This window comes from Micromonospora yongxingensis, assembly GCF_052601155.1.
In genome coordinates this window covers 442339-468020 of record NZ_JBQXEO010000001.1, presented here as the reverse complement: position 1 = coordinate 468020, position 25682 = coordinate 442339, and the positions used below count along the sequence as shown (strand labels likewise).

At 74.7% G+C, this 25682-nt stretch carries 20 protein-coding genes and 1 pseudogene; 7 read left to right on the top strand and 14 right to left on the bottom strand.

Going from position 1 to position 25682, the window contains the following annotated elements:
• Positions 1–45: 45 nt before the first annotated feature.
• The 3 genes from ACTWLT_RS02195 to ACTWLT_RS02185 are packed head-to-tail and all read right to left on the bottom strand — an operon-like array spanning position 46 to position 3322.
• A complete protein-coding gene (locus tag ACTWLT_RS02195; RefSeq protein WP_445316918.1) occupies positions 46–1563 on the bottom strand; it encodes a pyridoxal phosphate-dependent decarboxylase family protein in 1518 nt (505 codons plus the stop codon).
• The gene (locus tag ACTWLT_RS02190; RefSeq protein ID WP_445316917.1) at positions 1560–2975 is read right to left on the bottom strand and encodes an MFS transporter; all 1416 of its coding nucleotides are present in this window, start codon (positions 2973–2975) and stop codon (positions 1560–1562) included. The genes ACTWLT_RS02195 and ACTWLT_RS02190 overlap by 4 nt, the downstream gene beginning before the upstream one ends.
• 32 nt (positions 2976–3007) lie before the next feature.
• Positions 3008–3322: an MGMT family protein gene (locus ACTWLT_RS02185; RefSeq protein ID WP_445316916.1), complete on the bottom strand. Its 315-nt coding sequence runs from the start codon at positions 3320–3322 to the stop codon at positions 3008–3010.
• Between the two features lie 13 nt (positions 3323–3335).
• Here ACTWLT_RS02185 and proB point away from each other — a divergent pair, with 13 nt between their 5' ends.
• Together proB and ACTWLT_RS02175 are read left to right on the top strand one after the other, a co-directional pair.
• Complete coding sequence (gene proB, locus ACTWLT_RS02180) at positions 3336–4493, top strand: glutamate 5-kinase (RefSeq protein ID WP_445316915.1); 1158 nt, start codon at positions 3336–3338, stop codon at positions 4491–4493.
• Between the two features lie 35 nt (positions 4494–4528).
• A complete protein-coding gene (locus ACTWLT_RS02175; protein WP_445316914.1) occupies positions 4529–5770 on the top strand; it encodes a glutamate-5-semialdehyde dehydrogenase in 1242 nt (413 codons plus the stop codon).
• 18 nt (positions 5771–5788) lie between these two features.
• On the opposite strand, the gene ACTWLT_RS02170 is transcribed toward ACTWLT_RS02175, so the two are convergent.
• From ACTWLT_RS02170 to ACTWLT_RS02145, 6 genes and pseudogenes are all read right to left on the bottom strand, one after another.
• Positions 5789–6676, bottom strand: a complete 888-nt coding sequence (locus ACTWLT_RS02170; protein WP_445317046.1) for a prenyltransferase/squalene oxidase repeat-containing protein — start codon at positions 6674–6676, stop codon at positions 5789–5791.
• Between the two features lie 127 nt (positions 6677–6803).
• Positions 6804–7985 (bottom strand): adenylyltransferase/sulfurtransferase MoeZ, encoded by a 1182-nt coding sequence (gene moeZ / locus ACTWLT_RS02165; RefSeq protein ID WP_445316913.1) that lies wholly within the window; start codon positions 7983–7985, stop codon positions 6804–6806.
• A gap of 123 nt (positions 7986–8108) precedes the next feature.
• Positions 8109–8936, bottom strand: coding sequence for a DUF3152 domain-containing protein (locus tag ACTWLT_RS02160; RefSeq protein WP_445316912.1), 828 nt, complete (start codon positions 8934–8936; stop codon positions 8109–8111).
• Between the two features lie 87 nt (positions 8937–9023).
• Positions 9024–9884 (bottom strand): DUF3152 domain-containing protein, encoded by an 861-nt coding sequence (locus tag ACTWLT_RS02155; protein ID WP_445316911.1) that lies wholly within the window; start codon positions 9882–9884, stop codon positions 9024–9026.
• 5 nt (positions 9885–9889) lie between these two features.
• Positions 9890–10864 (bottom strand): alpha/beta fold hydrolase, encoded by a 975-nt coding sequence (locus tag ACTWLT_RS02150; RefSeq protein WP_445316910.1) that lies wholly within the window; start codon positions 10862–10864, stop codon positions 9890–9892.
• 23 nt (positions 10865–10887) lie between these two features.
• Positions 10888–12627 (bottom strand): annotated as a pseudogene (locus ACTWLT_RS02145) (hypothetical protein); the annotation flags it as partial.
• Between the two features lie 1949 nt (positions 12628–14576).
• On the opposite strand from ACTWLT_RS02145, the gene ACTWLT_RS02140 reads away from it, so the two are divergent.
• Together ACTWLT_RS02140 and ACTWLT_RS02135 are read left to right on the top strand one after the other, a co-directional pair.
• The gene (locus ACTWLT_RS02140; RefSeq protein WP_184178846.1) at positions 14577–15215 is read left to right on the top strand and encodes a TetR/AcrR family transcriptional regulator; all 639 of its coding nucleotides are present in this window, start codon (positions 14577–14579) and stop codon (positions 15213–15215) included.
• A 64-nt stretch (positions 15216–15279) separates the two neighbouring features.
• The gene (locus ACTWLT_RS02135; RefSeq protein ID WP_030329796.1) at positions 15280–15507 is read left to right on the top strand and encodes a DUF3107 domain-containing protein; all 228 of its coding nucleotides are present in this window, start codon (positions 15280–15282) and stop codon (positions 15505–15507) included.
• A gap of 74 nt (positions 15508–15581) precedes the next feature.
• Here the strand turns inward: ACTWLT_RS02135 and ACTWLT_RS02130 are convergent, their stop codons facing one another.
• Positions 15582–16232 (bottom strand): ferritin-like fold-containing protein, encoded by a 651-nt coding sequence (locus ACTWLT_RS02130; RefSeq protein WP_445316909.1) that lies wholly within the window; start codon positions 16230–16232, stop codon positions 15582–15584.
• A gap of 318 nt (positions 16233–16550) precedes the next feature.
• Here ACTWLT_RS02130 and ACTWLT_RS02125 point away from each other — a divergent pair, with 318 nt between their 5' ends.
• A complete protein-coding gene (locus tag ACTWLT_RS02125; protein ID WP_445316908.1) occupies positions 16551–18239 on the top strand; it encodes a DEAD/DEAH box helicase in 1689 nt (562 codons plus the stop codon).
• An 86-nt stretch (positions 18240–18325) separates the two neighbouring features.
• Complete coding sequence (locus ACTWLT_RS02120) at positions 18326–19489, top strand: class I SAM-dependent methyltransferase (RefSeq protein WP_445316907.1); 1164 nt, start codon at positions 18326–18328, stop codon at positions 19487–19489.
• Positions 19490–19514: 25 nt separating this feature from the next.
• Here ACTWLT_RS02120 and ACTWLT_RS02115 read toward each other — a convergent pair whose 3' ends face one another.
• Positions 19515–19955, bottom strand: coding sequence for a hypothetical protein (locus ACTWLT_RS02115; protein WP_445316906.1), 441 nt, complete (start codon positions 19953–19955; stop codon positions 19515–19517).
• A 252-nt stretch (positions 19956–20207) separates the two neighbouring features.
• Here ACTWLT_RS02115 and ACTWLT_RS02110 point away from each other — a divergent pair, with 252 nt between their 5' ends.
• Complete coding sequence (locus ACTWLT_RS02110) at positions 20208–20624, top strand: helix-turn-helix domain-containing protein (protein WP_445316905.1); 417 nt, start codon at positions 20208–20210, stop codon at positions 20622–20624.
• Between the two features lie 19 nt (positions 20625–20643).
• Here ACTWLT_RS02110 and ACTWLT_RS02105 read toward each other — a convergent pair whose 3' ends face one another.
• The 3 genes from ACTWLT_RS02105 to ACTWLT_RS02095 form a co-directional block, all read right to left on the bottom strand.
• A complete protein-coding gene (locus ACTWLT_RS02105) occupies positions 20644–21570 on the bottom strand; it encodes a DUF8832 domain-containing protein (protein WP_445316904.1) in 927 nt (308 codons plus the stop codon).
• A 218-nt stretch (positions 21571–21788) separates the two neighbouring features.
• Positions 21789–23930, bottom strand: coding sequence for a RecQ family ATP-dependent DNA helicase (locus ACTWLT_RS02100; protein WP_445316903.1), 2142 nt, complete (start codon positions 23928–23930; stop codon positions 21789–21791).
• A gap of 56 nt (positions 23931–23986) precedes the next feature.
• Positions 23987–25612: an AfsR/SARP family transcriptional regulator gene (locus tag ACTWLT_RS02095; RefSeq protein WP_445316902.1), complete on the bottom strand. Its 1626-nt coding sequence runs from the start codon at positions 25610–25612 to the stop codon at positions 23987–23989.
• Positions 25613–25682: the final 70 nt, after the last annotated feature.

Below are 25682 nucleotides of genomic sequence, written 5' to 3'. Positions count from 1 at the left end.
CACGCCATCCTCGGCGATGGCGTGCCGACTGCCGGGGTGGCGGGACTACCAGGAGGGACGTTGCAGAAGGCCGACGAACTCGACCAGCAGCCGCTCGCGCAACGCGGGCGGCGCGGCGTCGAGCAGCGTGTTCACCAGCGCCATCCGCTCCGGCAGCGGGCCGGCCGTCGACCCGCCGTCCTCTCCGGCGGCCGGCTCGGCGCCCAGACCCAGCCCGGCGGCCAGGCCGGCCACCAGCTCCGGGGTGAGCGCGTCCGGGGTGAGGGCCCCGGCCAGGGCGGCCAGTTCCCCGGGCAGCCGGACCGGGCCGGCCGCCCGGGCCGCCGCCACCGCGTCGACCAGGTCCGGCCCGAACTCGGCCACGCGGGGAGCGACCGCGGCGGTCACCGTGAGGTGCACGCTGGCCGGCAGGCCGGCGTACGACAGTTGGGGTTGGGTGTGCCAGCCGCGCGCGGTCAACTCGTCGACGAGGACGAACAGGTCGGGGCCACCCTCGGTGGCGGTGAAACAGACCACCGTCGACTCCGGCTCGGCCATCAGCCGGAGCCCGTCGACCCCGCGGACGGCGGCGGCCAGCCCGGCCACCGCGTCCCGGGTGCGCTCGGCCAGCGACAGGTAGCCGGAGTCTCCGAGGTGCCGCAGGGTCGCGTACGCGGCGGCGATCGGACCGCCCGAGCGGGTGGACGCGATCACCGGATTGATCATCGTGTAGCCGGGCCAGTCCGCGTACGCGAAGTACTGCGGGGCGCGCAGCGCGGCGTCCCGGTGCAGCAGCACCGACACCCCCTTCGGCGCGTACGCGTACTTGTGCAGGTCGACCGAGATGGAGGTGACACCGGGTACCGCGAAGTCGAACGCCGGCACCGGGGCACCGAGACGGCGCAGGTACGGCAGGGTCCAGCCGCCGAAGCAGGCATCCACGTGGCAGCGCACCCCGGCGTCGGCAGCCGCGGCCGCGATCTCCGCGACCGGGTCCACCACCCCGTGCGCGTACGACGGCGCGGAGCAGGCCACCAGCACCGTCTCCGGGCGGATCGCGGCGGCCATCGCGGCCGGGTCGGGGCGCAGCGTGTCCGGGGAGACCGGCACCACGTCCAGCGCCACGCGCAGGTAGTGCGCCGCCTTGGCGAACGCCGCGTGCGCGCTCGCCGGGACCACGATCCGGGGCGCCGTCAACTCCGGGTGGGCGTCGCGGGCGGCCTTGACGGCGAGGATCAGCGATTCGGTGCCGCCGCTGGTGACGCTGCCGACCATGTCCGGGGCGGTCGTCCCCGGCCCACCGCCGAGCACCCGGCCGGCCGCGGCGACCAGTGCGTTCTCCATCGCCAGCAGGGACGGGAAGGCGGTGGGGTCCAGCCCGTTGACGTGCGCGCTCTCCCGGTGTGCGGCGGCGGCGAGGTCGTCCAGCCCCGGCACCGCCGGGTCGTAGACGTACGCGAACAGCCGCCCACCGTGGGTGGGCCGGTCACCCGCCCGCAACGCCCGGACCTCCGCGAGCGCGACCTCCGCCGTCACCCCGTCGCGGGACAGCGCCCCGCCCTCGACCCTGCTCTCGTCGATCATGGAGTCATGGTGCCCTTCTCGTGATGGTCAGCGGCTTCGACGCGGCGGTCGTGCGTTGCGGCGGCGAGGACCGCTGGGGTGAGGGTGTAGCGGCGGAGCAGGAGGATCGGCGGGCCGACCAGGAGGGCGGGCAGGACGGTGAAGCCGAGCAGGACACCGAGGCGGGCGGTGTCGGACTGGGCGGCGGCCGTTCCCGTCTCGGAGGAGACGTAACCGCTGAGCTGGAGCACCAGGCCGTAGATGCCCGGGCCGAGGGCCAGGCCGAAGGTCTCCCCGGCGGTCCAGAGGCCGGTGAAGACGCCGGCCTGCCGTCGGCCGGTACGCGCCGTGTCGTACGCGATGCAGTCCGGCAGCATGGCCAGGGCGAACACCTGCTGGCCGGCGTAGCCGACGCCGAGCACGGCGACCACGAGGTAGACCGCGACCGGCGGCAGCACCGGCGCGGCCACCAGGGCGAGCGCCCCGGCGGCGAGGATCAGCGCGGCGGCGACCAGGGCGGCCCGCTTGCCCAGCCGGGCGCCGACCCGGGTCCAGAGCGGCATCACCAGCAGCGCCGGCCCGACGAAGCAGACGAAGAGCAGGGTCGGCCCGCTCTTCTCGTCGCCCAGGATCTGCCCGGCGAAGTAGTTGACGCCGGCCAGGATGGTCGCCACCCCGGCGGACTGCACCACGAAGCAGATCAGCAGCGCCCGGAACGGTCGGTTGGCGCCGGCCACGGCAAGCTGGGCGCGCAGCGTCGGTTCGCTGCCGCCGACCGTGCCGGTCGGCGCGGACCGGGTGCCGAGGAACGCGCCGAGGGCGCCGAGGGCGATCAGCACCGCCACGAACAGCCCCATCCAGCGGTGCCCGGGCACGCCGTCGCCGCCCGCGGTCACCACCAGCGGGGCGACCGCTCCGGAGACCAGGATGGCCAGGGCCAGCACGGCGATCCGCCAGGTCATCAGCCGGGTGCGTTCGGCGTAGTCGTCGGTCAGCTCCGCGGGCATCGCCACGTACGGCACCTGGAAGAAGGCGAACGCGGTGGCGGTGGCGAGGAAGGCGAACGCCACGTACACCGCGGCGGCGGGGCCGTTGCCGAAGGGCGCGGCGAAGATGGCCGCGAAGAGCACGGCCAGCGCGAGGCCGGCGATGAGCAGGTACGGCCGGCGGGCACCCCAGCGCGACCGGGTGCGGTCGGAGATCCGCCCGGCGACGGGGTTGACCAGCACGTCCCAGGCCTTGGGCAGCAGCACCAGCAGGGCGGCCACCCCGGCGGCCACGCCCAGCGTGTCGGTCAGGTACGGCAGCAGCAGCAGGCCGGGCACCGTGCCGAACGCGCCGGTGGCCAGTGAGCCGAGCGCGTATCCGGCGTGCACCGGCCGGGGCAGCGTGCCGACGGCGGGCGAGCCGGCCTCACCCGGCGGCGGGTTCATGGGGCCGAATGTTACTCACGTTATGGCGCCGGTCACATCCCCTCCTCCGGCGACCAACCCGCTGCCCGGATGTCCACGCCCTCGCCGCGCAGCGGCGCCCCCTCGGCCCGCAGCCGGGCCCGCGCCTCGCGTTCGTGGCCCGGAGGCAGCCGGCCCGCGGAGGTCACCACCCGGTGCCAGGGCACCGAGCCGCCGTGCCGGGCCATGATGGCGCCCACCAGCCGGGCCGAGGCACGGCCGGAGCGCTCCGCGAGCGCGTCGGCGACCGCGCCGTACGACATCACCCGTCCGGGCGGGATCCGCTCGACCAGGTCCAGCACCGCCTCGACGTACTCGTCCGGAGTCACAGTCGGCCACGATATGGGAACGCAGCCGGGCCACGCCGCACGGACCACGCAGAATGGGCGGGTGCGCGACGCAGTCACGACGGCCCGACGGGTCGTCGTCAAGATCGGGTCCTCCTCGTTGACCACCGCCACCGGCGGGCTGGCCGACGAGCGGGTCGACGCGCTCGTCGACGCCCTCGGCCGGCTCGCCGCCGACGGCCGCGAGGTGGTGCTGGTCTCCTCCGGCGCCATCGCCGCCGGCCTGGCCCCGCTCGGGCTGACCCGACGCCCGCGCGACCTGGCCACCCAGCAGGCCGCCGCCAGCGTCGGGCAGGGCCTGCTGATCGGCCGGTACGCGGCCAGCTTCGCCCGACACCGGCTCACCGTCGGGCAGGTGCTGCTCACCGTCGACGACGTGACCCGACGGGCGCACTACCGCAACGCGTACCGCACCCTGCGCAAGCTGCTCGACCTGCGCGCCGTACCGATCGTCAACGAGAACGACACGGTGGCCACCGACGAGATCCGCTTCGGCGACAACGACCGGCTGGCCGCCCTGGTGGCCGCCCTGGTGCACGCCGACCTGCTGGTGCTCCTCTCCGACGTGGACGCGCTCTGGACCGGCGACCCGGCCCGCCCGCAGTCGACCCGGATCACCGAGGTCCGCGACGAGGCCGACCTCGCCGGCATCACCATCGGCAGGGCGGGCCGCTCCGGCGTCGGCACCGGCGGCATGGTGACCAAGGTCGAGGCCGCCCGGATCGCCACCGGCTTCGGCATCCCCGTGGTGCTCACCGCCGCCGACCTGGCCGCCCCCGCGCTGGCCGGCGAGCCGGTCGGCACGCTGTTCCACCCGCAGAGGCAGCGCCCGGCTGCCCGGCTGTTCTGGCTGGCCCACGCCACGTCGCCCCGGGGGCGGCTGCACCTCGACCCCGGCGCGGTCGCCGCCGTCGTCGGGCGGCGCAAGTCGCTGCTGCCGGCCGGCATCACCGCCGTGGACGGGACGTTCACCGCCGGCGACCCCGTCGACCTGGTGGACACCGCCGGCGCACCGGTCGCCCGAGGGCTCGTCAACTACGACGCGGTGGAGCTGCCCGGGCTGCTCGGCCGCTCCACCTCGGAACTCGCCGCGGCGCTCGGCCCGGCGTACGAACGGGAGGTCGTCCACCGCGACGACCTCGTACTGCTGTGACCAAGGGCAGCCCGTCAACACGTGAGGAGTGCAGGATGAGCGTCGTCGAGCAGGCCCGACGGGCGCGGGACGCCGCCGCGGAACTGGCCGTCGCGACGCGTACGGCCAAGGACGCCGCGCTGACCGCGATGGCCGACGCGCTGGTGGCGCGTACCCCGGAGATCCTGGCCGCGAACGCGACGGACCTGGCGGCCGGCCGGGAGGCCGGGCTGACCGCGGCCGTGCTGGACCGGCTCGCGCTCGACGCGGGCCGCGTGGCCGGGATCGCCGACGCGCTGCGTCAGATGGTCGCGCTGCCCGACCCGGTCGGCGAGGTGGTCCGCGGCTCGACCCTGCCCAACGGCCTGGAGCTGCGCCAGATCCGGGTGCCGTTCGGGGTGGTCGGCATCATCTACGAGGCACGCCCCAACGTGACCGTGGACGCCGCCGGGATCTGCCTCAAGTCCGGCAACGCGGCGCTGCTGCGCGGGTCGTCCTCGGCCGCGCACTCCAACGCCGCGCTGGTCGCGGTGCTGCGCGACGCGGTCGCCGACGCCGGGCTGCCGGCCGACGCGGTGCAGCTGCTCGACGCCAGCTCCCGGGAGTCGGTCAAGGAGCTGATGCGTGCCCGAGGGCTCGTCGACGTGCTCATCCCGCGCGGCGGCGCGTCGCTGATCCGCACCGTGGTCGAGGAGTCGACCGTGCCGGTCATCGAGACCGGGGTGGGCAACTGCCACGTCTACGTGGACGCCGCCGCGGACGTGGCGAAGGCCGTCGCGGTGACGCTGAACGCCAAGACCCAGCGGCTGTCCACCTGCAACACCGCCGAGTCGCTGCTGGTGCACGCCGGCATCGCGGACGCGTTCCTGCCGCCGATGCTGGCGGCGTTCGCCGAGGCCGGGGTGACCGTGCACGGTTCGCCGGAGGTGGCCGGCTACTCCGCCGCCGTGGTCGCGGCCACCGAGGAGGACTTCGGCACCGAGTACCTCTCCGCGGACATCTCCGTCGCGGTGGTCGATTCGCTGGACGCGGCGGTCACGCACATCCGGCGCTACGGCACCGGGCACACCGAGGCGATCCTCACCGACTCGGCGGGCGCGGCCCGCGAGTTCGTCGCCCGGGTGGACGCGGCGGCGGTCATGGTCAACGCCTCGACGCGGTTCACCGACGGCGGCGAGTTCGGCTTCGGCGCGGAGATCGGCATCTCGACGCAGAAGCTGCACGCCCGCGGCCCGATGGGCCTGCCGGAGCTGACCAGCACCAAGTACGTGGTCACCGGGGACGGGCACCTGCGCTAGCGGTTGCCGGGCCGCGTCTCAGCCGGTCGGCGCCGGCCGGCAGGCCCGGATCGCGGACAGCGTCGAGTGCACGTCGAACTGGTGCCCGTCGTCGCTCTCCCAGCCACCGTCGCTGCGCTGCGTCTCGGCCAGCCGGCGCAGCGCCCGCACCATGATCCAGTCCTGCGGGTCGATGCCGACCCGGCGCAGCGTTGCCGCCAGCCACGCCACGTCCCCCGGGGACATCGCGGTCAACCGCTCGGCGAGCACCACCTGGATCCGCGCCGACTCCTGGAACATGTCCTGCCGGTGCAGCACCGCCGCGCTTAACCAGCCGGCCGCCAGGAAGGACGGCCAACTGCCGTCCGGGCGCAGCCGCGCTGCGAGCGACTGGGCCGCCCCCTGCACCACCCCGGCGTACACCCCGCCGACCCGGTGGTCGAGCGGCCCGGCGGCTCGGGCGTCCAGACCGGCCACGGTGAGCCAGAACGCGGCGTTGGCGGTGACGAAGAGCCCCGCCTCCGGATCGCCGGGCCGTGCCCACTCCGGAGCCGACCCGGCCAGCGACGGGTCCTCGTCCCAGCTCCCGTCGGCCTGCTGCCGGGACGCCAACCAGTCCAGTGCCCGGCGCGCGGCGGGACGGCCGAGCGCGCCCAGGTCGTCCAACTCGGAGAGCCGGAAGCAGGTGGCGTCGATCGAGGCGACCTCGCCGCCCCACGTCGCGGGCCAACCGCCGTCGGGCGCCTGGCCGACCTCGGCCGTCTCCAGCACCTCGGCGGGCACGGGCGTGCCATTGCGGAGCCAGGAGAGGCGGGCGCGTTCGACCGCGTCTCCGTGCGCCACGACGAACCCGATCGCGGCTTCCAAGTCGACCACGGCGGAGACGCTACCTGCGCAGACGCGATCCCGCCTCGGGGAATCGGCCAGCCGGGGATGGCTGCGTCGCTCCGGACGGAGGGCTACTCGGAGCCGTCCGCGTCGATCCGGCGGCGGTCAAGGTCGGCGGGCCACACCGGCACCGGGGCGGCCATGTGGGCCACCCCGGAACGGTCGGTCAGTACGCGGGCAGCGACGGGTCGATCTGCTTGATCCAGGAGAGCACGCCGCCCTGCACGTGCACGGCGTCGCGGAACCCGGCGGCCTTCAGCGCGGCGAGCGCCTCCGCCGAGCGGACACCCGACTTGCAATGCAGCACGATCTGCCGGTCCTGCGGCAGCGTGGCGAGGGCGTCGCCCGAGATGATGTCGCCCTTGGGGATCAGGGTGGCGCCGGGGATCCGGACGATCTCGTACTCGGCCGGCTCCCGGACGTCGACCAGGAAGATGTCCTTGCCGGCGTCCTGCCACTCCTTGAGCTCCAGAGCGGTGATGGTCGAGTCGACCACCGCCTCCTGGGCCTCGTCGGAGACCGCGCCGCAGAAGTCCTCGTAGTCCTCCAGCAGGTCGGTGACCGTCGGGTTCTCGCCGCAGAGCGCGCAGTTCGGGTCCTTCCGGACCTTGATCTTGCGGTACTCCATCTCCAGGGCGTCGTAGACCATCAGCCGGCCGACCAGCGGCTCGCCGATCCCGGTGAGCAGCTTGATCGCCTCGTTCACCTGGATCGAGCCGATCGACGCGCAGAGCACGCCGAGCACGCCACCCTCGGCGCAGGACGGCACCATGCCGGGCGGCGGCGGCTCCGGGTAGAGGCACCGGTAGCAGGGGCCGTGCTCGGCCCAGAACACCGACGCCTGACCGTCGAAGCGGTAGATCGAGCCCCAGACGTACGGCTTGCCGAGCAGCACCGCCGCGTCGTTGACCATGTAGCGGGTGGCGAAGTTGTCGGTGCCGTCGACGATCAGGTCGTACCGGGCGAAGATCTCGCGGACGTTCTCCCGGTCCAGCGCCGTGTTGTGGATCTCCACGTTGACCAGCGGGTTGATCTCGCGGATCGACGCGGCGGCGGACTCGGCCTTGGACCGGCCGACGTCGGACACACCGTGGATGATCTGGCGCTGGAGGTTGGACTCGTCGACGGTGTCGAAGTCGATGATGCCGAGGGTGCCGACCCCGGCCGCGGCGAGGTACATCAGGGCGGGTGACCCGAGGCCACCGGCGCCGACACAGAGCACCCGGGCGTTCTTCAACCGCTTCTGCCCGGCCACCCCGACGTCGGGAATGATCAGGTGGCGGGAGTAGCGGCGGATCTCGTCAACGGTCAGCTCGGCGGCGGGCTCGACGAGCGGGGGCAACGACACGGTGGACTCCCCGGGATCGGCGGTGTGAACCGCGCCATTGTTGCTCGCGGGGGCACCGCACGGCCATGAGGGAGGACACGTGGCCCGCGATGCGGGAGCGGGAATAACCGACGGAGGCGTCGATCAGGGGACGATGTCCCCCGCATAGCGACGGCCGTCGAGGTACGGCCAGGCGTTGGCGACGCACCCCTCCAGGCCGTACGTCTGCTGCTGCATCACCGGCGCGGGCTCGCCCGGCCCCGGGCATGCCTCGTGCTCCTCGCCGAACTCGTGGCCCACCTCGTGGTTGATCACGTAGGTGCGGTACGTCTCCAGCGGGGCGCCGTAGTCGGGGACCGCCTCCATCCAGCGGGCCAGGTTGATGATGACCTGGCCCGGAAGACGGCAGGAGGTGTAGCGCTCGGTGGTCAGCCCACCCTCGGCGCACATGCGCTCGGAGGTGACCGGGGTGGCCAGGTAGATGGTGAAGTCCGCGGCCCCCGCGTCGGCCACCCGCTGCACCCGCAGTTCACCCGAGGCGATCCAGCTGCGCGGGTCGGTCAGCACCTCGTCCACCGTGCCGGCGAAGGCATCAGCGTCCTGGCCGGTGCCGCGCTCGACCACGACCCGGTACCTGCGCAGTGGCCCGTCCTCGCCGTGCACCGGGCTCTCGCCGTCCGCTGCCGTGAACCGTCCCGCGCCGACCGACGGGTAGCTGGTGGGCGCCGGGTGGGCGCCGGCTCCCCCGCCGTGGCCCATTCGCCCCTGGGTCTGCGCGGGTGCCTCGCCCGGCGGCTCGCCGCCCCAGGTCAGGGCCACTCCGGCGCCGACGGCGAGCAGGACCAGACCGAGCAGCAGGGTACGGCGGCGCCGCCGGTACATCCGGACCAGCGCGGGCCTCGTGCCCGACGGCGTCGGTCGACCGGACCGGCCGGGCGGCTCGGGTGGGCCGTAAGGGGACGACGGCGTCATGACCCTCAGCGTGCCAGATCAATCGGGCATTTCTCTGCTTTTACCGCCAATAACGCAAGACCTCTTATAAGGGAAGAAGGCCGGCGGTCAGAGCGCGGGACCGGCGTAGCGGCGACCGTCGAGGTACGGCCACGGATTGACCCGGCACCCGTTGAGGAAGAGGGTCTGCTGCATCATCACCGGCGCCGGCCGACCAGCACCCGGGCAGCGCTCGTGCCGGTGGCCCAACTGGTGGCCCACCTCGTGGTTGACCACGTACGTCCGGTAGACCGAGAGCGGCACACCCGCACCGACGAAGTGCGGCACGGACAGCCGCCACCGATCCAGGTTGATGATCACCTTGCCGGGCGCGCGGCAGGAGGTGTACGGCCGACCGCCGATCCGGATGTCCACCCCACCGGCGGCACACATCCGGCCCGCCGTACGGGCGGTGGCCAGGTAGACGGTGAAGTCCCGGGGCGAGCCGCCGGGGACCTGTTGCAACCGCAGCCGACCGCTGTCGACCCAGCTGCCCGGCCCGGCGAGCGCCGTCTGGACCGCCTGCCCGAACGCGGCGGCGTCCTCGCCACTGCCCGACTCCACCGCCACCCGATAGCGCCGCAGCTCACCCGCACGACCCAGCACCGGGCCGCTGCGCTCGTCGTAACCGAACCGGCCGGTGCCGGCGGTCGGCACGGCCCCGGGCAGCCGCAGCACCGGCGTCGGGCTCGGTGGTGCGACCGGCGACGCGTCGGCCGACGGCGTGGGCGACAGGGGCAGCGGCGCGGCCACCAGCGGCGGCACGGTGGGAAACTCCTCGGCGGTCAGCCGCTCGGCAGCGCCGTGCCCGGCCGGCCGTTCGACGGTCACGGAGACCGCCGCGCCGAGGGCCAGCAGCACCGCCATCAGCAGGGCGGCCGGCGCGAAGCGCCGCTGGAAGTGACCGGGGCGGCGGGCGGAGGTGGACATCCGGTTCAGCCTGCCAGATCAGGCCGCCGGACGGTCTCCCCCGTTTCGGCGAGCAGGCCCACCACTGCCCTGGCCACCAGCCGGGGCACCTCCAGCTGCGCCACGTGACCGACCCCGTCGAGCATGAGCAGCCGGCTGTCCGGGATGGCCCGGGCGGTCTGCGGCGCGACCCGTACGTCGACCAGCCGGTCCTGCCGCCCGCCCACCACCAGGGTGGGCGCGCGCACCGCCTCGGCCAGCCGCCACAGCGAGCCCGACCCCGGCAGGTACGCCCGTACGAAGCTGGAGACCAGGCCGCGGAACGTCCGGACGTACGCGGCGGCGTAGTGCTCCGCCTCGTAGCGCACCAGGATCTCCTCCAGCGCCTCGGCCCGGCGCTGGTCGCAGATCCGGCTGAGGTCGGCGACGCACGCCTCCAGGACCTGCTGGGCCATCACCTCGGGGGCGAGCTGGGTGAGCCGCTTGGCGACCAACCGTTCACCCCCCGGTATGGCGAGCACCGGCAGCATCCGCCCCTGCAACGAGCGACGGAAATCCAGGAACGGCAGCGCCGGAGAGATGAGGGTGAGGGTGCGGACCAGGTCGGGCCGGAGCGCGGCCACCTGGACCGTGATCGCGCCGCCCAGCGAGTTGCCGAACAGGTGCACCGGCCCTCGGTCGGAGTGCTCGATCCAGCGGATCACCAGATCGGCGAAGGCCGGGATCGTGTAGCGGCGACCCGGCTCGCTGCGGCCGAAGCCGGGCAGGTCGATGGCCTGGCCGTCGAGGCGGTCGGCGAGCAACCCGGCCAGGTCCGTCCAGTTCTGTGACGAGCCGCCCAGCCCGTGCACGTACAGCGCCGGCTCCGCGCCGACGGCGGTGGCCGGGGTGTCCCGCACGTACGTGACCAGGCCGTCGAGGCGGACCTCGCGACCCGGCCACGGTGGCGGGACCCGGTCGTCGGGAAGGAGATGATCGGGCCAGAGGGTGGCGCGCTTCATCGCTCCAGTCTGCCCCGGACCACTCAGGACAGCAGCGCTTCCAGCCTCCGGTTGACCGCCGCCAGCGTCGCCCGGACCACCGCCTGTCGGGGGTCACCGGCGACCAGGGCCGAGCCGGCGAGCTGCTCGACCCAGCCGTCACAGACCAGCAGCACCACCACGGTCGCCACCTCGCAGTTGCCGAACGGCACCACCGCCGCGTGCTCCACGAAGCAGCGCCCCCGCTCGGCGTTCTCGGCGCCGCGCAGCAACTCGTCCACGGCGGCCGCCGCGGCCACCGCGCAGAGCCGCAGCACGTAGCCGTCCACGGCCGGCCCGGTGGCGTACCCGGCGGCACTCTCGCCACCGGCCAGCAGCCGGACCTCCACGTTCGCGTCCAGACCGAACGTGCTGACCTGCACGTGGTCGATCACCACCCGTGGTCCCGGCGCGCCGCCGGTGTCCAGCGGTCGGGACGGCGCCGACTCCGTCGTGGTCACCTGACCACCGGAGTACGACGTGCCGGCCGTCGCCGGGCTGCCGGATGCCGCCCCTGCCGGCGCGGCCGAAACCGAGCCCGGCTCCTCCACGGTGGCGCGACCCCGGTGCGGTGCGCTCGACCGGCGCCGGCGCTCGCCCTCGACCCCCTGCTCAGGGACCACGGGCGTGGCCTCGACGCGACTTCCCGACGGTCGACCGACCGTGGGCGACCCGCCGGCCCTGATCTCGCCGGTACGCGGCTCCGCTCCGGCGTCGCGGGACTCGGCGCCCCGCGGCTCCGGGGAACGCCGCTCGGCCGGCCGAGGCTCGGCAGCTCGACGGCGGACCGGCGGCACCGGCGTGCTGGGCAGGCCGGGCAGGTTCTGTGGTGCGGCGGCGAGCCCCATCCGATCCTGCAGCAGTCGGGCCACCTGTCGGCTGACCTCGGCAGGGTCGGCACCGTCGGCCAGGTCCAGCCGGAGACTGTGCGCGCCAGCCGGGGTACGGCGCAGCGCCGCGTCGCGGACGCCGGCCACCCCCCGAACGGCATCCAGGATGGCGTTGACGTCGAAGCCCTCAGGGCGTTCCCGCAGCGGTGCGGGTTCGTCGTCGCGGCGTAGGTGGGTGGCGATGCGGGCTAGCTCTGGGGTTTCGGCGGGTGGCTCCACGGCTGGCGGCTCCGGCACGACGGGCACGTCCGGTTCCGCAGGGACGCGCTGCGGCAGCACCGCCGACGACGGGTCCGGCAGCCGGTCGTCGTCGGCCGGTTCGGCCGGGGACGCCGGGTCGGGGGCGGATCGGCGAGCCGCGTAGGGAGGGGCGCTCGTCGGAGCGGGCGCGGGTGAGGGCCGGTCGCGACGTCCGGACCCGCTCGTGGCGGAGGCCGGGACGGCACCGGTCGAGGACGGCGGGGCGGCTGCCGGTGACGGCCCGGAAGCAGAGGGAGCCGCGCGGGACGACTCGACGGGAGACGGCTCGGGAGCCTCCGGCCGGAGCCGGAACGGCGCGGCCGACCGGGGCTCGGGCCGCGCCGGGCCGGACGGCTCAGCCGCGTCGCCCCCGGCCGGCATGCTCGCCGACCGGCTGGCGGGCCAGGACGGGCGCTCGGCCGGGGACACCGGGATGCGTCCCTCGGACCAGTCGGGTCGTTCGGCTCCCGGCGCGCTCGTCGGAGTCGTCGGAGAGCCGCCGATCCAGGAGGGCCGCTCCGCCGCCAGCGCCGGCCCTGCCGGGGCCGGTGGCGCGTCGGTCGGCACCGGAGGTGGTCCCGCCGGTGGCTCGGTCGGCGCCGCTGCCGGTGCCTCCGTCGGCGCGGAGCCGGCCCACGACGGACGCTGGGCAGAGGGCGCGCTGGGCGTGGGATCACCGCCGCGCGAGGGTGGGCCACTGGCCGGTGCCGAACCGCCCGCCCAGGACGGACGCGACGGCGGACCGCTGGCCGGCGCCGGGTCCGAACCGCCGGACCAGGACGGCCGGTCGGAGGGCTGGGCACTGGAGGCCGGGCCGGCCCAGGACGGACGCCCGCTGGTCGGCGTCGGGTCCGAACCGCCGGCCCACGACGGCCGCGACGGCGGCCCGCTGATGGGCGCCGGGTCCGAACCGCCGGACCAGGGCGGCTGGTCGGCGCGCGGGGCGCCGGTCGACGCGGAGCCGGCCCAGGACGGCCGGTCGGCCGGTGGGCCGCTGGTCGGAGCGGAGCCGCCCGCCCAGGACGGACGCTCGGGGGACGGCGCGGCGCGCGGGACAGGTGGCCCGCTGGTCGGGGTCGGGTCCGGGTCGGCAGTTCCGGGCGACCGGTCGGCCAACGGAGCAACGGTCGACGCGGGACCCGCCCAGGAGGGCCGGTCCGCAGGCGGCGCGCTGGTCGGCTCGGCTGGCGGCCCGCCCGCCCAGGAGGGCCGGTCGGCCGGCCCGGCCGTGGAGGAGGCCGGGGGTGTGCTGGTGGGCGTCGTCGCAGGCCGTCCGCCGGCCCAGGAGGGGCGTTCGGCCGCTCCGCGCTCCGTAGACGCCTCGGGCTCAGGCTCGTCGCGGGGAATGTCGTGCCCCCGGGGCGGGTCGACGCGCACCGGCTCGTACGGGCGGGGCGACTCCACACGTGCCGGCTCGTACGGCCGGTTGGGCTCGGCGACCCAGCCCGGTGCCGGCTCGGCCCGGGCCGGGCGGCCGGTCGACTCGCCCTCCTGCCTCGACCAGGGCGGTGCCCAGCCGCTGCCCCAGCTCGGGCGGTTCCAGCTCGGCCCGGACCAGTCCGGCTCGATGGCCGAGGACTCTCCGGCCCGGGGCGGGTCACCGCCGGGAGCGCGACCCGGCTCGGAGCCTTCGGGGTGCCCGGACCGGTCCGCTGAGCCCGGCTCAGCCGACGCGTCCGGTGTGAGCGGGTCGCGTGTGAGCGGGTCGCGCCAGCCGCGCGCGGCCTGCGGGTCGTCGGCCGACAGCCGGTCGGCGGTGGGCGCGTGGAAGCCGGGCGGGACCTCGAAACCGGAGGCCGAGGTGCCGACGGGTGGCACCTGTACGGCCGGCGGCGCCGAGGTCGGCGGGCCGGGATCGGCCCAGCGGACGCTGCGGCCGTCGGCCGGGTCCGCCGTGGAGTGCCGGGCGGGGCCGGTGTCGGGCTCGCCCGCCGGCTGCTCCAGCGGCGGTGCGGGACGCTGGGCGGGCACCACCAACCGGTCGCCGGCCTGGTCGGGCCGGTCCTCTCCGGTCAGCCCGGGCGGCGCGCTCACCGGCGCGGGCCGGCCCGCCGAGGGCTCGACACCGGGGTGGTGGACGCCGTTGGCGTCGGCTCCGGCGTGGCGGACGCCGTTGGCGTGGTGACCGTTGGCGTGGTGACCGTTGACGCGGGTCGACGGCTCAAGCTCGCCGGGTAGCCCGACCACGGGTGGCGGCAGGTCGCCGTGCTGGGCGGACGAGGTGCGCCAGCCGGACGCCGGGTCGGGTTGCCACCGCGGTGTCTGCTCCCGGGCACCCTCGTGCTCGGCGGCGCGAGACCACCCGCCCGTCGGGGGCGCCCACCCACTGACGGGACGGCCCGGGTCGTCGTGCTGACCCGCGTCGTCGCCGTGCTCTCCCGGGGTGGGGACTCCGGGTTGCCCTGTTTCAGTCACCGCGCGCTCCTTGGTCGCCCTCGCTGAGGCTACCGTGTGCTGACAGTGGCGATAAGTTACAGCGGCGGGCCATTTCCACGACGGGGGTCACGGGCGTCGCCCGGTGTGGGGGGAAAATGCCGGCTCGTACGGACAACTCGGAGGATCCCATGACCGCTGCGGGAAACGGTGCGCAGACCGCCGGCCGGCCCACCCGCCTGCCTCGTTCCGCACGCCGTAAGCAGCTACTGGCGGCGGCGCAGGAGGTGTTCGTCGCGCAGGGCTACCACGCCGCGGCGATGGACGACATCGCCGAGCGGGCCGGGGTCTCCAAGCCGGTGCTCTACCAGCACTTCCCGGGAAAGATGGACCTCTACCTGGCTCTGCTGGACACGCACTGCGACGCCATCGTCGCCAAGGTGCACGACGCGATGCGCGGCACCAGCGACAACAAGGAGCGGGTCGGCGCGTCCGTGCGGGCGTACTTCGACTTCGTCGACCACGAGAGCGAGGCGTTCCGGCTGGTCTTCGAGTCGGACCTGCGCAACGACCCGGCGGTGCGGCAACGCGTCGAGCGGGTCGAGCAGGGCTGCATCGCCGCGATCACCGACACCATCATCTCCGACACCGGGGTGAGCCGGGCACACGCCGAGCTGCTCGCCTCCGGGCTGGTCGGCGCGGCCGAGACGGCGGCGCAGTTCTGGCTCGCCGGTGGGCGGCAGGTGCCCAAGGCCGAGGCCGAGGCGCTGGTGGCCGCGCTGTCCTGGCGGGGCATCGCGAGCTTCCCGCTGCAAGGTGAGTCAGCCTGACCGCTGACCCCGTGATCGGATAGCCTTCGCAGGGCGGTTCTTTCGCCCCAGTTGAGGAGGCACAGTGGAGGTCAAGATCGGCGTGCAGTACGCGCCGCGCGAGCTGGTTCTGGACAGCGCGCAGTCGCCGGCCGAGATCGAGCAGATCGTGACCGACGCCTTCGCCGGCAACGGCGGCACGCTCTCCCTGACCGACGAGAAGGGCCGGCGAGTCATCGTTCCGGTCGAGAAGGTCGCGTACGTCGAGATCGCCGAGGCGTCGCCCCGGGCGGTCGGTTTCACCGTCCGCTGACCGGTCCGGCCATCGCGGCAGGTCGGCGCAGGCCCACCTGCCGCGGGCCGGCACCGCAGCCCGGGACGGATCGGTCAGTTGTTGAGCCCGACGGCGGCCATCCGAGCGGTGTGCGCGGCGGTGAGCCGCCGGAAGAGACCGGGCACGTCGACCCGGTCGCCCTGCGCGATCAGCGCGGTGAGCGCGGCCCGCTCGGCGGCGACATGACCGGCCTGGGACAGCGCCTCCCCGACCAACCGCCGGGCCCACATGGAGAGCCGGTCGGCCACGCGGGCGTCGGCGGCGACGGCCACCCTGATCTCCGCCGCGGCGAACTCCGCGTACCGGGAGTCGTGCAGCACGTCCAGCACCAGATCCCGGTCGGGCTCGTCCAGCGCGCCGGCGATCTCCCGGATGAAGTCGTCGGTGATGGCGTCGCCGACATAGGCCTTGGTCACCACCTCCGCCCAGTCCCGCGGCTCGGTCGAGTCGTGGTAGGCCTGCAACGGCCGCAGGTAGGGCGCCATCGCGTCCTCCGGCGGCACACCCAGCGAGGTGAGCCGGTCGGCGAGCCGGCGGTAGTTGGCGATCTCGGCCGCGGCCATCTCGTTCAGTGCGGCGCGGCGGCGCAGGTCGGGCGCGAGCCGGGCGTCGCCGGCCATCCGTTCGAAGGCGAGCAACTCGCCGAAGGCGACCAGGCCCAGCAGGTCGGCGACGGCGGGACCGGGGGTGGTCGGCGCGGACACGAGCGCAGGCTACCGCGCGGGGCCCCGCCGGCGTGGCCCGTGCGGGGTACGGCGCGACGGCAAGGGTTTGCGTGACGCAGGTCACATATAGCGGCCCCGCGTGGCCGGCGCCCGGCAGGGAATCCGGACGGGTGCCTGCCTGTTCAGGTAGCATAGAGCAGTTGCCGTGGGCGCCGATCTGATCGAAGCTCAGCCCGCGGCGCGCGTGCGGCCCGGTCCGGCTCGGCAGTCTGCCCCCGACCGTGTGGCCCGCGTCATACCGAACGCGCCCTGAGGACATGACGGGGCGCACCCACGAGAGGGCACCCCCACATCCACATGAGCGAGCTGACTCAAGATCTGATGGACGGCCAGGAACTGGCCCCCACCGCCCCGGTTCGACCCGAGGCTCCCACCTTCGCCGCACTCGGCGCCCGCGAGGAGACCGTCGAGGCGCTGGCCGCGGCCGGCATCACCCGCGCCTTCGCCATCCAGGAGTACGCGATCCCGATCGCGCTCCGCGGCGTCGACCTGATCGGCCAGGCGCCCACCGGCACCGGCAAGACCCTCGGCTTCGGCGTACCGCTGCTGGAGCGGGTCTTCGCGCCCAGCGAGGGCAGCGACGGCGTGCCGCAGGCACTGGTCGTCGTCCCCACCCGTGAGCTGGGCATCCAGGTCGCCAAGGACCTGGCGGCCGCCGGCCGGACGCGTGGCGTCCGGGTGCTGCCGATCTACGGCGGCGTGGCGTACGAGCCGCAGATCGACGCGCTGCGCAAGGGCGTCGAGGTGCTCGTCGGCACTCCCGGCCGGCTGCTCGACCTGGCCAAGCAGAAGCACCTGCGGCTCGACCGCGTGCACGCGCTGGTCCTCGACGAGGCCGACCGGATGCTCGACCTGGGCTTCCTCGACGACGTCGAGAAGATCCTGGCGATGCTGCCGGAGGATCGGCAGACCATGCTCTTCTCGGCCACCATGCCGGACCCGATCGTCACCCTGTCCCGGCGCTTCCTGCGCCAGCCGATGACGATCCACGCCGGGCACACCGCCGAGACCGGCCCGTCGCCGCAGACCCAGCAGCTGGTCTACCGCACCCACTCGATGAACAAGGTCGAGATCGTGGCCCGGATCCTCCAGGCCGAGGGGCGTGGGCTGACCATGATCTTCACCCGCACCAAGCGGGCCGCCGACCGGGTGGCCGAGGACCTCGACTTCCGCGGGTTCGCGGTCGCCGCGGTGCACGGTGACCTCGGTCAGGGTGCCCGCGAGCGGGCGCTGCGGGCGTTCCGCGCCGGGAAGATCGACATCCTGGTCGCCACCGACGTGGCAGCCCGCGGGCTGGACGTCACCGGCGTCACCCACGTGATCAACTACGACTGCCCGGAAGACCAGGACACCTACACCCACCGGATCGGTCGTACCGGCCGGGCGGGCGCGACCGGTGTCGCGGTGACCTTCGTCGACTGGGACGACATGCCGCGCTGGCGCATCATCGACAAGACCCTCGGTCTGGAGATGCCCGAGCCGCCGGAGACGTACCACACGTCCCCGCACCTCTACACCGACCTGCACATCTCCACCGATGTCGCCGGCACCCTGCCCACCGCTGAGCGGACCAGGGCCGGGCTGTCGGCCGAGATCGAGGAGGACCTGGGCGGGACGCGTTCCCGCCGGGGTGACAGCGGTGGTCGGGGCTCCCGACGCGGTGAGAGCCGTGGCGAGGGCCGGGGCGAGCGCCGTGGTCGCGGCGACGACCGCCGGGACCGCACCGGTGCCGGCACGCCGGCCGCCGAGGCACTCCCGGACGCCGCAGCCGCCGACGAGGAGGGCACGCGTACCCCGCGCCGCCGGCGTCGCCGCCGGGCCGGCGAGACGGTCGCGGGCGAGCCGACCGCGGTGATCTCCGCCGACGCGGCCCCGGCCGAGCCGGTCGCCGCCGCCGACGGTGAGCCGTCGAAGCCGCGTCGCCGCCGGCGCCGCCGTGGTGGCGGTTCCGGCGCGGGTACGCCGGCCGAGGCGACCGCCGACTGACCCACAGCGACACCCGACATCCCCCGCACCGCCCCGCGCGGTACGGGGGATGTTCCCTTCCCACCCCACTTCCGGAAGATGGAACGATGCCCGAACCGTTGGACGCCGCCCTCACCGAGGTCCGGGCGCTGCTGCTCGATCCCGCGCTGACCCGGGCGGTCGCCGCCGGGCGCCGCCGCAACCGCCGCCCCACGGTGGTCCGGGCGGAGCTGCGGCCGGTGACACTCAAGGCCGGGCCCCGACTGCAGATCGCCACCTCCGACGGCGCCCGCCCGTACACCCGCAACGTCGCCCCCGGTCCGGACACGGCCGCGGCGGTCGACGAGCTGCTGGCCGAGCCGTTCGGCAACTGGCACGTGGAGACGGCCCACGCGACGCTCCAGCTGCGGGTGACCAAGTCGGGCGAGGCGCAGGTGCACCGGGCCGCCGCGACGGCGCGACCGGCCTCGACGCCGGGTGGGAACGACCGGGCGAAGGAGTACCTGCTGGACCCGGGCGACGAGATCTTCGCCGAGATCGGCGGTTCGGCCGCCAAGCGCCGCCAGGTCGACGCGTTCCTGCGGGCCCTGGCCGCGACCCTGCCCGACGATCTGACCGGCCCGCTGCGGGTGGTCGACCTCGGGTGCGGCAACGCCTACCTGACCTTCGCCGCATACCGCTACCTGTCCGGTCGAGGGCTCGACGTCGAGCTGGTCGGCGTGGACGTCCGGGAGGACCAGCGGCGACGCAACACCGAGCTGGCGCAGCGGCTGGGCTGGGCCGACCGGGTGACGTTCGTGGCCGGCACGATCGCCGACGCCGTCGTCGACCCCGCGCCGGACCTGGTGCTCGCGCTGCACGCCTGCGACACCGCCACCGACGAGGCGCTGGCCCGCGCGGTGCGCTGGGAGGCCCGCTGGGTGCTCGCCGCGCCCTGCTGCCACCACGACCTCGCCACGCAGCTACGCGCCCACCCGGCCCCGTCCCCGTACGAGCTGCTGACCCGCCAGGGCATCCTGCGCGAACGCTTCGCCGACGTGCTCACCGACGCCCTGCGGGCCGGGCTGCTGCGGGTGCACGGGTACCGGGCCGAGGTGGTGGAGTTCGTGGACTCCCAGCACACCCCGCGCAACCTGCTGATCCGGGCACGTCGTACCGGCACCGCCGCCACCGACGAGCAGCGCGCGGACTACCGCGAGCTGGTCGACCAGTGGCGGGTCACGCCCCGACTGCAGACGCTGCTGACCGCCGACGAGACTCCCGCCTCCTGACGACGCGGCGGGCGCCGGTGGTCGGCTAGCGGCGGCGCTCGCCGTTGCTGCCGCGCTCCCGCCCGCCGCGGTCGAAGGCCGACACCCGTTCGCCGCCGGTCCGCTGGGAGGCCCAGTCGCCGTCGGCCGGGACGGTCGGGAACGGCACCACCTGGCCCTCGCTCTCGGCGTTGCCGGCGGCGGCGAAGGCGTTCCAGGAGATGTCGACCAGCAGCTTCTTCATCTCGGCGTGCCGGACGGCGGCGTTGTGCTGCAACGCCATCCGCACGCCCAGCACCACTCCGACCAGCGTGGTGGTGATCGCGCCGGTGGCGGCCAGGACGTGCGCACCGGTCGCTGAGTCGGTGCGCAGCACCAGGACCAGCAGCCAGATCCAGAACGCGGCGGCGAAGACGCCGGCCTTGGCGACGAAGAAGAGACTCACCGAACCAGGCTGGTACGGGTGCGGGCGGCTCGAGTCGGCCATGGTGCTCCTCGGGGGGTGGTCCGGTCGGACGCGGCAGGCGGACGCGCGCCATGTCGGGACGGGCACCGAGCTTAGTGGAACAACGACGATGATCGCTCGATGCCGGTTTCGGTCGGTACGGATCATGCCCGAGAAAAAGTCCCGTCCACGGGACAGTTTGTGCGGTCAGTCAATTGTTTCCGGCTCTGGTCGTACTACCCTCGGAAGGCGCACCGCCCCAGTGCTCCGGCCGGGAGGGGAAGACCCGCAAGGATGGGCTCCGCAGAGGTTACGCCGCAGATGGCCTTCGCCCGCTTCGTCCGGCGCGCCATCGATGACGCCCGCGAAGAACGCGGCTGGACCGTGACCGACCTCGCCTCCCACACCGGTGTGGGCCGCTCGACGGTGTTCCGGTGGCTGGCCGGGGACTGGCAGGATTACCCCGAGTTGGCCAAGGTGCGTGGTTTCTGCGCCGCACTGGATCTGCCGGTGGCGGCCGCGTTCCGGGCGCTCGGGCTGCCTGACGCCGGCCCGGCACCCCGCCGCCGCAACGACGAGGGCCCGGTCGAGGCGGACGTCCGGGCGATCCTGGACCGGCTGGCCGACCCCGCCGTTCCCGCCGAGGAGAAGCACCACATCCGCGACCTGCTCCGCTACCTGGCGCGCCGTCCCATCCGCCGCGCCGGCTGACTCTCCGCTGACCGGCGGGTCAGGAGATCGCGACGGTGAACTCGGCGGTGTGGACGGCGCCGGCCACCTGGAAGTCGAGGTAGAGGCGGTAGCGGCCCGGGCCGGGGGCGGTCAGCCAGAACTTCACCTGGCCGTCCACCAGTTCCGTCTCCGGGTGCACGTGCAGGTAGCCCAGGTCGCCCTCGCGCAGCGCCACCAGGTGCCCGTACGCCCCGAGGTACCGCTCCAGCGGCGCTGCGCCGGTGGCGCCGTCGACCCGGAAGGTCAGTGGCACCGTGGCCCCGGGCTGCGGGGTGCCCTGATAGCCGACCGTGAACCCGTCCACCGTCGTCGAGGTCGCGGGCGCCGGCAGTGCACGCGGCTGGTAGCCGCCGGGCGCGACCAGGTCCGCGCCGAGGGTCACCGCGGTCTGACCGCCGTCGTCGGCGACAACGGTGAAGTCGGCGTACGCCCGCCAGACGCCGGGCTGCGCGAGGGTCAGCGGCACGGACCAGGTGCCGTCCGGGGCCATGGTCGGGTGCAGATGCTGGTAGCCGGTCAGGTCCCGGCGGACCACGATGAGGTGCAGCGGCTTGTCGTGCACGACGGCGAAACGGGTGACCGGCCGGCGCTGCGTGTCCCGCACCTGGAACCGGAACTGCCCCGCGCGACCGGCCGGGAACTCGGTGACCAGCGGGGCCAGGGTGTACCCGGCGGAGCTGACCGACAGGCCACCCGGCTCACCGCCCGCGCCCTGGTCGGTGCCCGTGGCGCTGCCGTGGTCGTGCGGCTCGGTGCCCGGCGCGTGGGTGTGATCGGCGGCCAGCGCCGACCCACCGGTGGTGGCGCCCCCGGCGTTCATCCGGCCGAGGCCGAAGCCGAGCAGCACCGCGAGCACCAGCCCGCCGACCACCAACGCCAGCCGGAGGGTGCTCCGGTCCGGCGCGGCGGAGATCCGGTCAGGCACCGCCGGCGTCCCGCACGTGACGGGCCTGCTCGATGGCCGCCCACGCACGGTGCGCACAGGTCACCCCGGCGGTGACGTACGCGCGGGTGACGGGCTGCTCGGTCATGCCGCCCACGGTACCGCCGCTCCGAGCCGGACCAGGCCGACACCGGGACCGCGTGGCGACGGTCGCAATCCGTCGGGGCCGGGAACTTTTCGGCCGCCAGCGAGCCACGGGCTCAGCCGGCCACGGCAAGGGCCAGCGGGAGCACGTCCGGCGCCCCCGCCCGGCGCAGCTCGCGGGTCACCATCGTCATCGTCCAGCCCGAGTCGACCAGGTCGTCGACGAGCAGCACCGGACCGGCCAGCTCGGCCAGCTCGGCAGCCAACCCGGCCGGCACGGTGAACGCGTCGTGCAGCGCGCGTACCCGCTGGGCGCTGTTGCCGCGCGGCCCGCCGGGGCCGCCCGGGCCGGTCGGGGCGACCTCGCCGAGCAGCGGCAGCCGGCCCACGGCGGCGATCCGCTCGGCCAGCGAGCCCACCAGCCGGGGCCGCCGGCGGGAGCCGACCGCGACCACCGCCACGGGTCGGCGGGGCCACGGGTCGTCGCCGTGCGCCCACGCCTTCAGCACCTCGACCACGGCGCCGGCCACGTCGTCGGGCACGAGCGCGTCGGGCGCCTCCGGGCCGACCAGGTCGCGCAGCCGCCCGCCCCAGCCCAGGTCGGAGAGGCGCCCGACCGCCCGGCCGGGCAGCGCCTGCTCCGCCGGGGAGATCCGGCCCTTCAGGGGTACGCCCACCGCGTCCAGACCGGTCGGCCAGAGCTTCTTCGGAGGGATCTCGACACCGGGTCGGCCCAGGAACGTCTGCGCGGCGCCGAGCGCGGCCGTCGACACGTCCGGGGTGAAGAGCGGGTCGGCGCACCGGTCGCACCGGCCGCAGTCGGCGGCCCCGGTGTCGTCCAGGCGCTCCCGGAGGTACCGCATCCGGCAGTCGGACGTGGTCGCGTACTCCCGCATGGCCTGTTGCTCGACGGTGCGCGCCTCGGCGACGCGGCGCAACCGGGCCTCGTCGTAGACCCAGGGCTCGCCGGTGGCGAGCCAGCCACCGCGCACGCGGCGGACCGCGCCGTCCACGTCGAGCACCTTGAGCATCAGCTCCAGGCGGGCCCGGCGCAGGTCGACGAGCGGTTCGAGAGCCTGGGTGGAGAGCGGGCGGTCGGTGTGCAGGGCGGCCAGCACGGCCCGGACCTGCTGCTCGGGTGGGAACGCCAGCGAGGCGAAGTAGCGCCAGATGGCCGCGTCCTCGACGCCGGGCAGCAGCAGCACCTCGGCGTGCTCGACCGCGCGGCCGGCGCGGCCGACCTGCTGGTAGTACGCGATCGGGGACGGCGGCGCGCCGAGGTGGACCACGAAACCCAGGTCGGGCTTGTCGAAGCCCATGCCGAGCGCGCTGGTCGCCACCAACGCCTTGATCTTGTTGTCCAGCAGGTCCTGCTCGGCGGCCCGCCGGTCGGCGTCCTCGACCTGCCCGGTGTACGACGCCACCGGGTAGCCCCGGGACCGCAGGAACTCGGCCGTCTCCCCCGCTGCCGCGACGGTCAGCGTGTAGACGATGCCGGAGCCCGGCAGCTGGTCCAGGTGGTCGGCGAGCCAGGCCAGCCGGTGCGCCGGGCTGGGCAGGTCGAGCACGCCGAGGCGCAGCGACTCCCGGTCCAGCGTGCCGCGCAGGACGAGGGCGTCGCCCAACTGCTCCGCCACGTCCTGGGTGACCCGGGCGTTGGCGGTGGCGGTGGTGGCCAGCACCGGGGTGCGCTCGGGCAGTTCGGCGAGGAACGTGCGCAGCCGCCGGTAGTCCGGTCGGAAGTCGTGCCCCCAGTCGGAGACGCAGTGCGCCTCGTCGACCACCAGCAGCCCGGTGGTCGCGGCCAGCTTCGGCAGTACGCCGTCGCGGAAGTCCGGGTTGTTGAGCCGCTCCGGGCTGATGAGCAGCACGTCCACCGCGCCGGCCTGGATCTCCGCGGTGATCTCGTTCCACTCGTCGAGGTTCGCCGAGTTGATCGTGCGGGCCCGGATGCCGGCCCGGGCGGCCGCCTCGACCTGGTTGCGCATCAGTGCCAGCAGCGGCGACACGATGACCGTGGGGCCGGTTGGCTCCTCGGCGCCGGCCAGGCCGGTGCGGGCGCGCAGCAGCGCGGTGGCCACGAAGTAGACCGCCGACTTGCCCCAGCCGGTGCGCTGGACGCAGAGCACCCGCCGCCGGTCCACGACCAGCGCCTCGATCGCCCGCCACTGGTCCTCGCGCAGCCGGGCGTGCTCACCGGCCAGCCGGCGCAGCACCGCCTCGGCCTGCTCCCGTACCGCCGCCCGTTCGTCGCCCATCCGGCATTTCTACCAGCGGCGGGCGCGCAGACCCCGGTTCGCGCGGGAGGTTCCGGTCACGATCCGGCCGTTCGAGCCTCGTCCGGCCGGGGCGACGGCGCCGGGGGAAGGAAGAGCAACAGGTCGCGGAGGGGTTCGGTGGCGTTCGGTGGCAGCAGGCAGCGAGCGGCGAGTTCTTCCATCGAGGCGTACGGACCGCGCAGCCACCGGTCCACCACGACCTGCCGGCACTGCTCGGGCGTCAGGCCGGGCAGGCCCGTGAGCACCTGCTCCGGGACCGCGTTGACGTCGATCAGGCCGCCGTCGTCGAAGGTGCGGGGCACGTCGGGCCGGCCCAGGTGCAGCTCGGCTCGGGCGGCCGGGTAGTGGTAGAGCAGGTAGCGGGCGTGCTCCCGACGGATGCGCCGCTCCTCCTCGGCGCGACCCCGGGCGCTGCCCGGGCCTCCGGTGATCGCCGCCCAGAGCCCCCGGCTGAGCAGGACCACGTGCACCGCACCGACGAGCCAGGTGACCAGGGCCAGGCCGCAGAAGACCACCGCCTGGTTGTCGGATATCTCGTCCGCGCTCTCGACGTCGAGAAGGTTCACCTCGACGGTGACCAGGGCCAGATACCCGACGCCGGCGACGGCGAGAAGCCAGCTTCGCCGCCAGACCGCGTAGGCCAGGATCACCAGCCAGGTCAGGCAGCCGAAGGAGAGCAGTACGAGCGCGGTGCCGACGATGGTGACGGTCCTACTCGCCCAGCGCGGCGGCTGCGGCCTCGGACGCCGCCGGGGAGCCACGGGTGGCGGCGCGGGTAGCGGGGTCAGGAACGGCGGGGCGGGCACGGGGCCGGCGGTCGGCAGAATCGGTTCGGGGGCCTCGGCCGGCGCGGGCCGGGGCGGCTCGGGATCGTCCGGGATCGTCGGCACCGCCAACGTCGGATCGGGGCGGAGCATGCGCCGGTGCAGTTCCTGGAGCACCTCGCCCGGCTCGATGCCGTACTCCTCGCGGAGCAGGTCGCCGAATTCCCGGTACGCGGCGAGCGCCTCCGCCTGCCGTCCACTGCGGTAGAGCGCGAGCATGAGCTGGTGCCGCAGCCGCTCCCGGACCGGGAACTCGGCCACCAGCTCCATCAGTTCCCCGACCAGCTCGCGGTGCCGCCCACGCTCCAGTGTCAGCTCGGCCCGGGTCTCCAGCGCCACGGCCCGCAGCTCCACCAGCCGCTGCCGGGCGGCCTCGAAGACCGGCCCGGTGAACCCGGTGAACGGTTCGCCGTGCCAGAGACCCAGGGCGGTGGTCAGCTCGGCCAACGAGTCGGCGGCACGCCCCTCGGCGCGCTGCTGCCGGGCCCGGTGGATGCCCCGCTCGAAGCGGACGGCGTCGAGCGACTCCGGGCCGACCCGGAGCAGGTAGCCGGCGTCGGTCAGGCTGAGGACCTGCCCCGGCGTACGCGGCGAGCGGTCCGGCTCCAGCACCCGACGCAGCCCGGCCACGTACTTCTGCACCACGTTCGGGCCGTTCGCGGGCGGCTCCTCGGGCCAGACCGCCTCGATGATCTGCCCGGTGGACACCGGACGGCCGGCGGAGAGCAGCAGCACGGCCAGCACCGCGCGCTGCTTGCCGGGGCCGAGATCGATCTCCCGGTCGGCGTACCAGGCCCGCTGAGGCCCGAGGATCTCGAAACGCAGCGTTCCTGACATGCGAGTTTCCGCTCCTGACACCCCCGAGGGTCGCCGGACGGCAGTGCCCGGCAGCCGGACGGCAGCATAT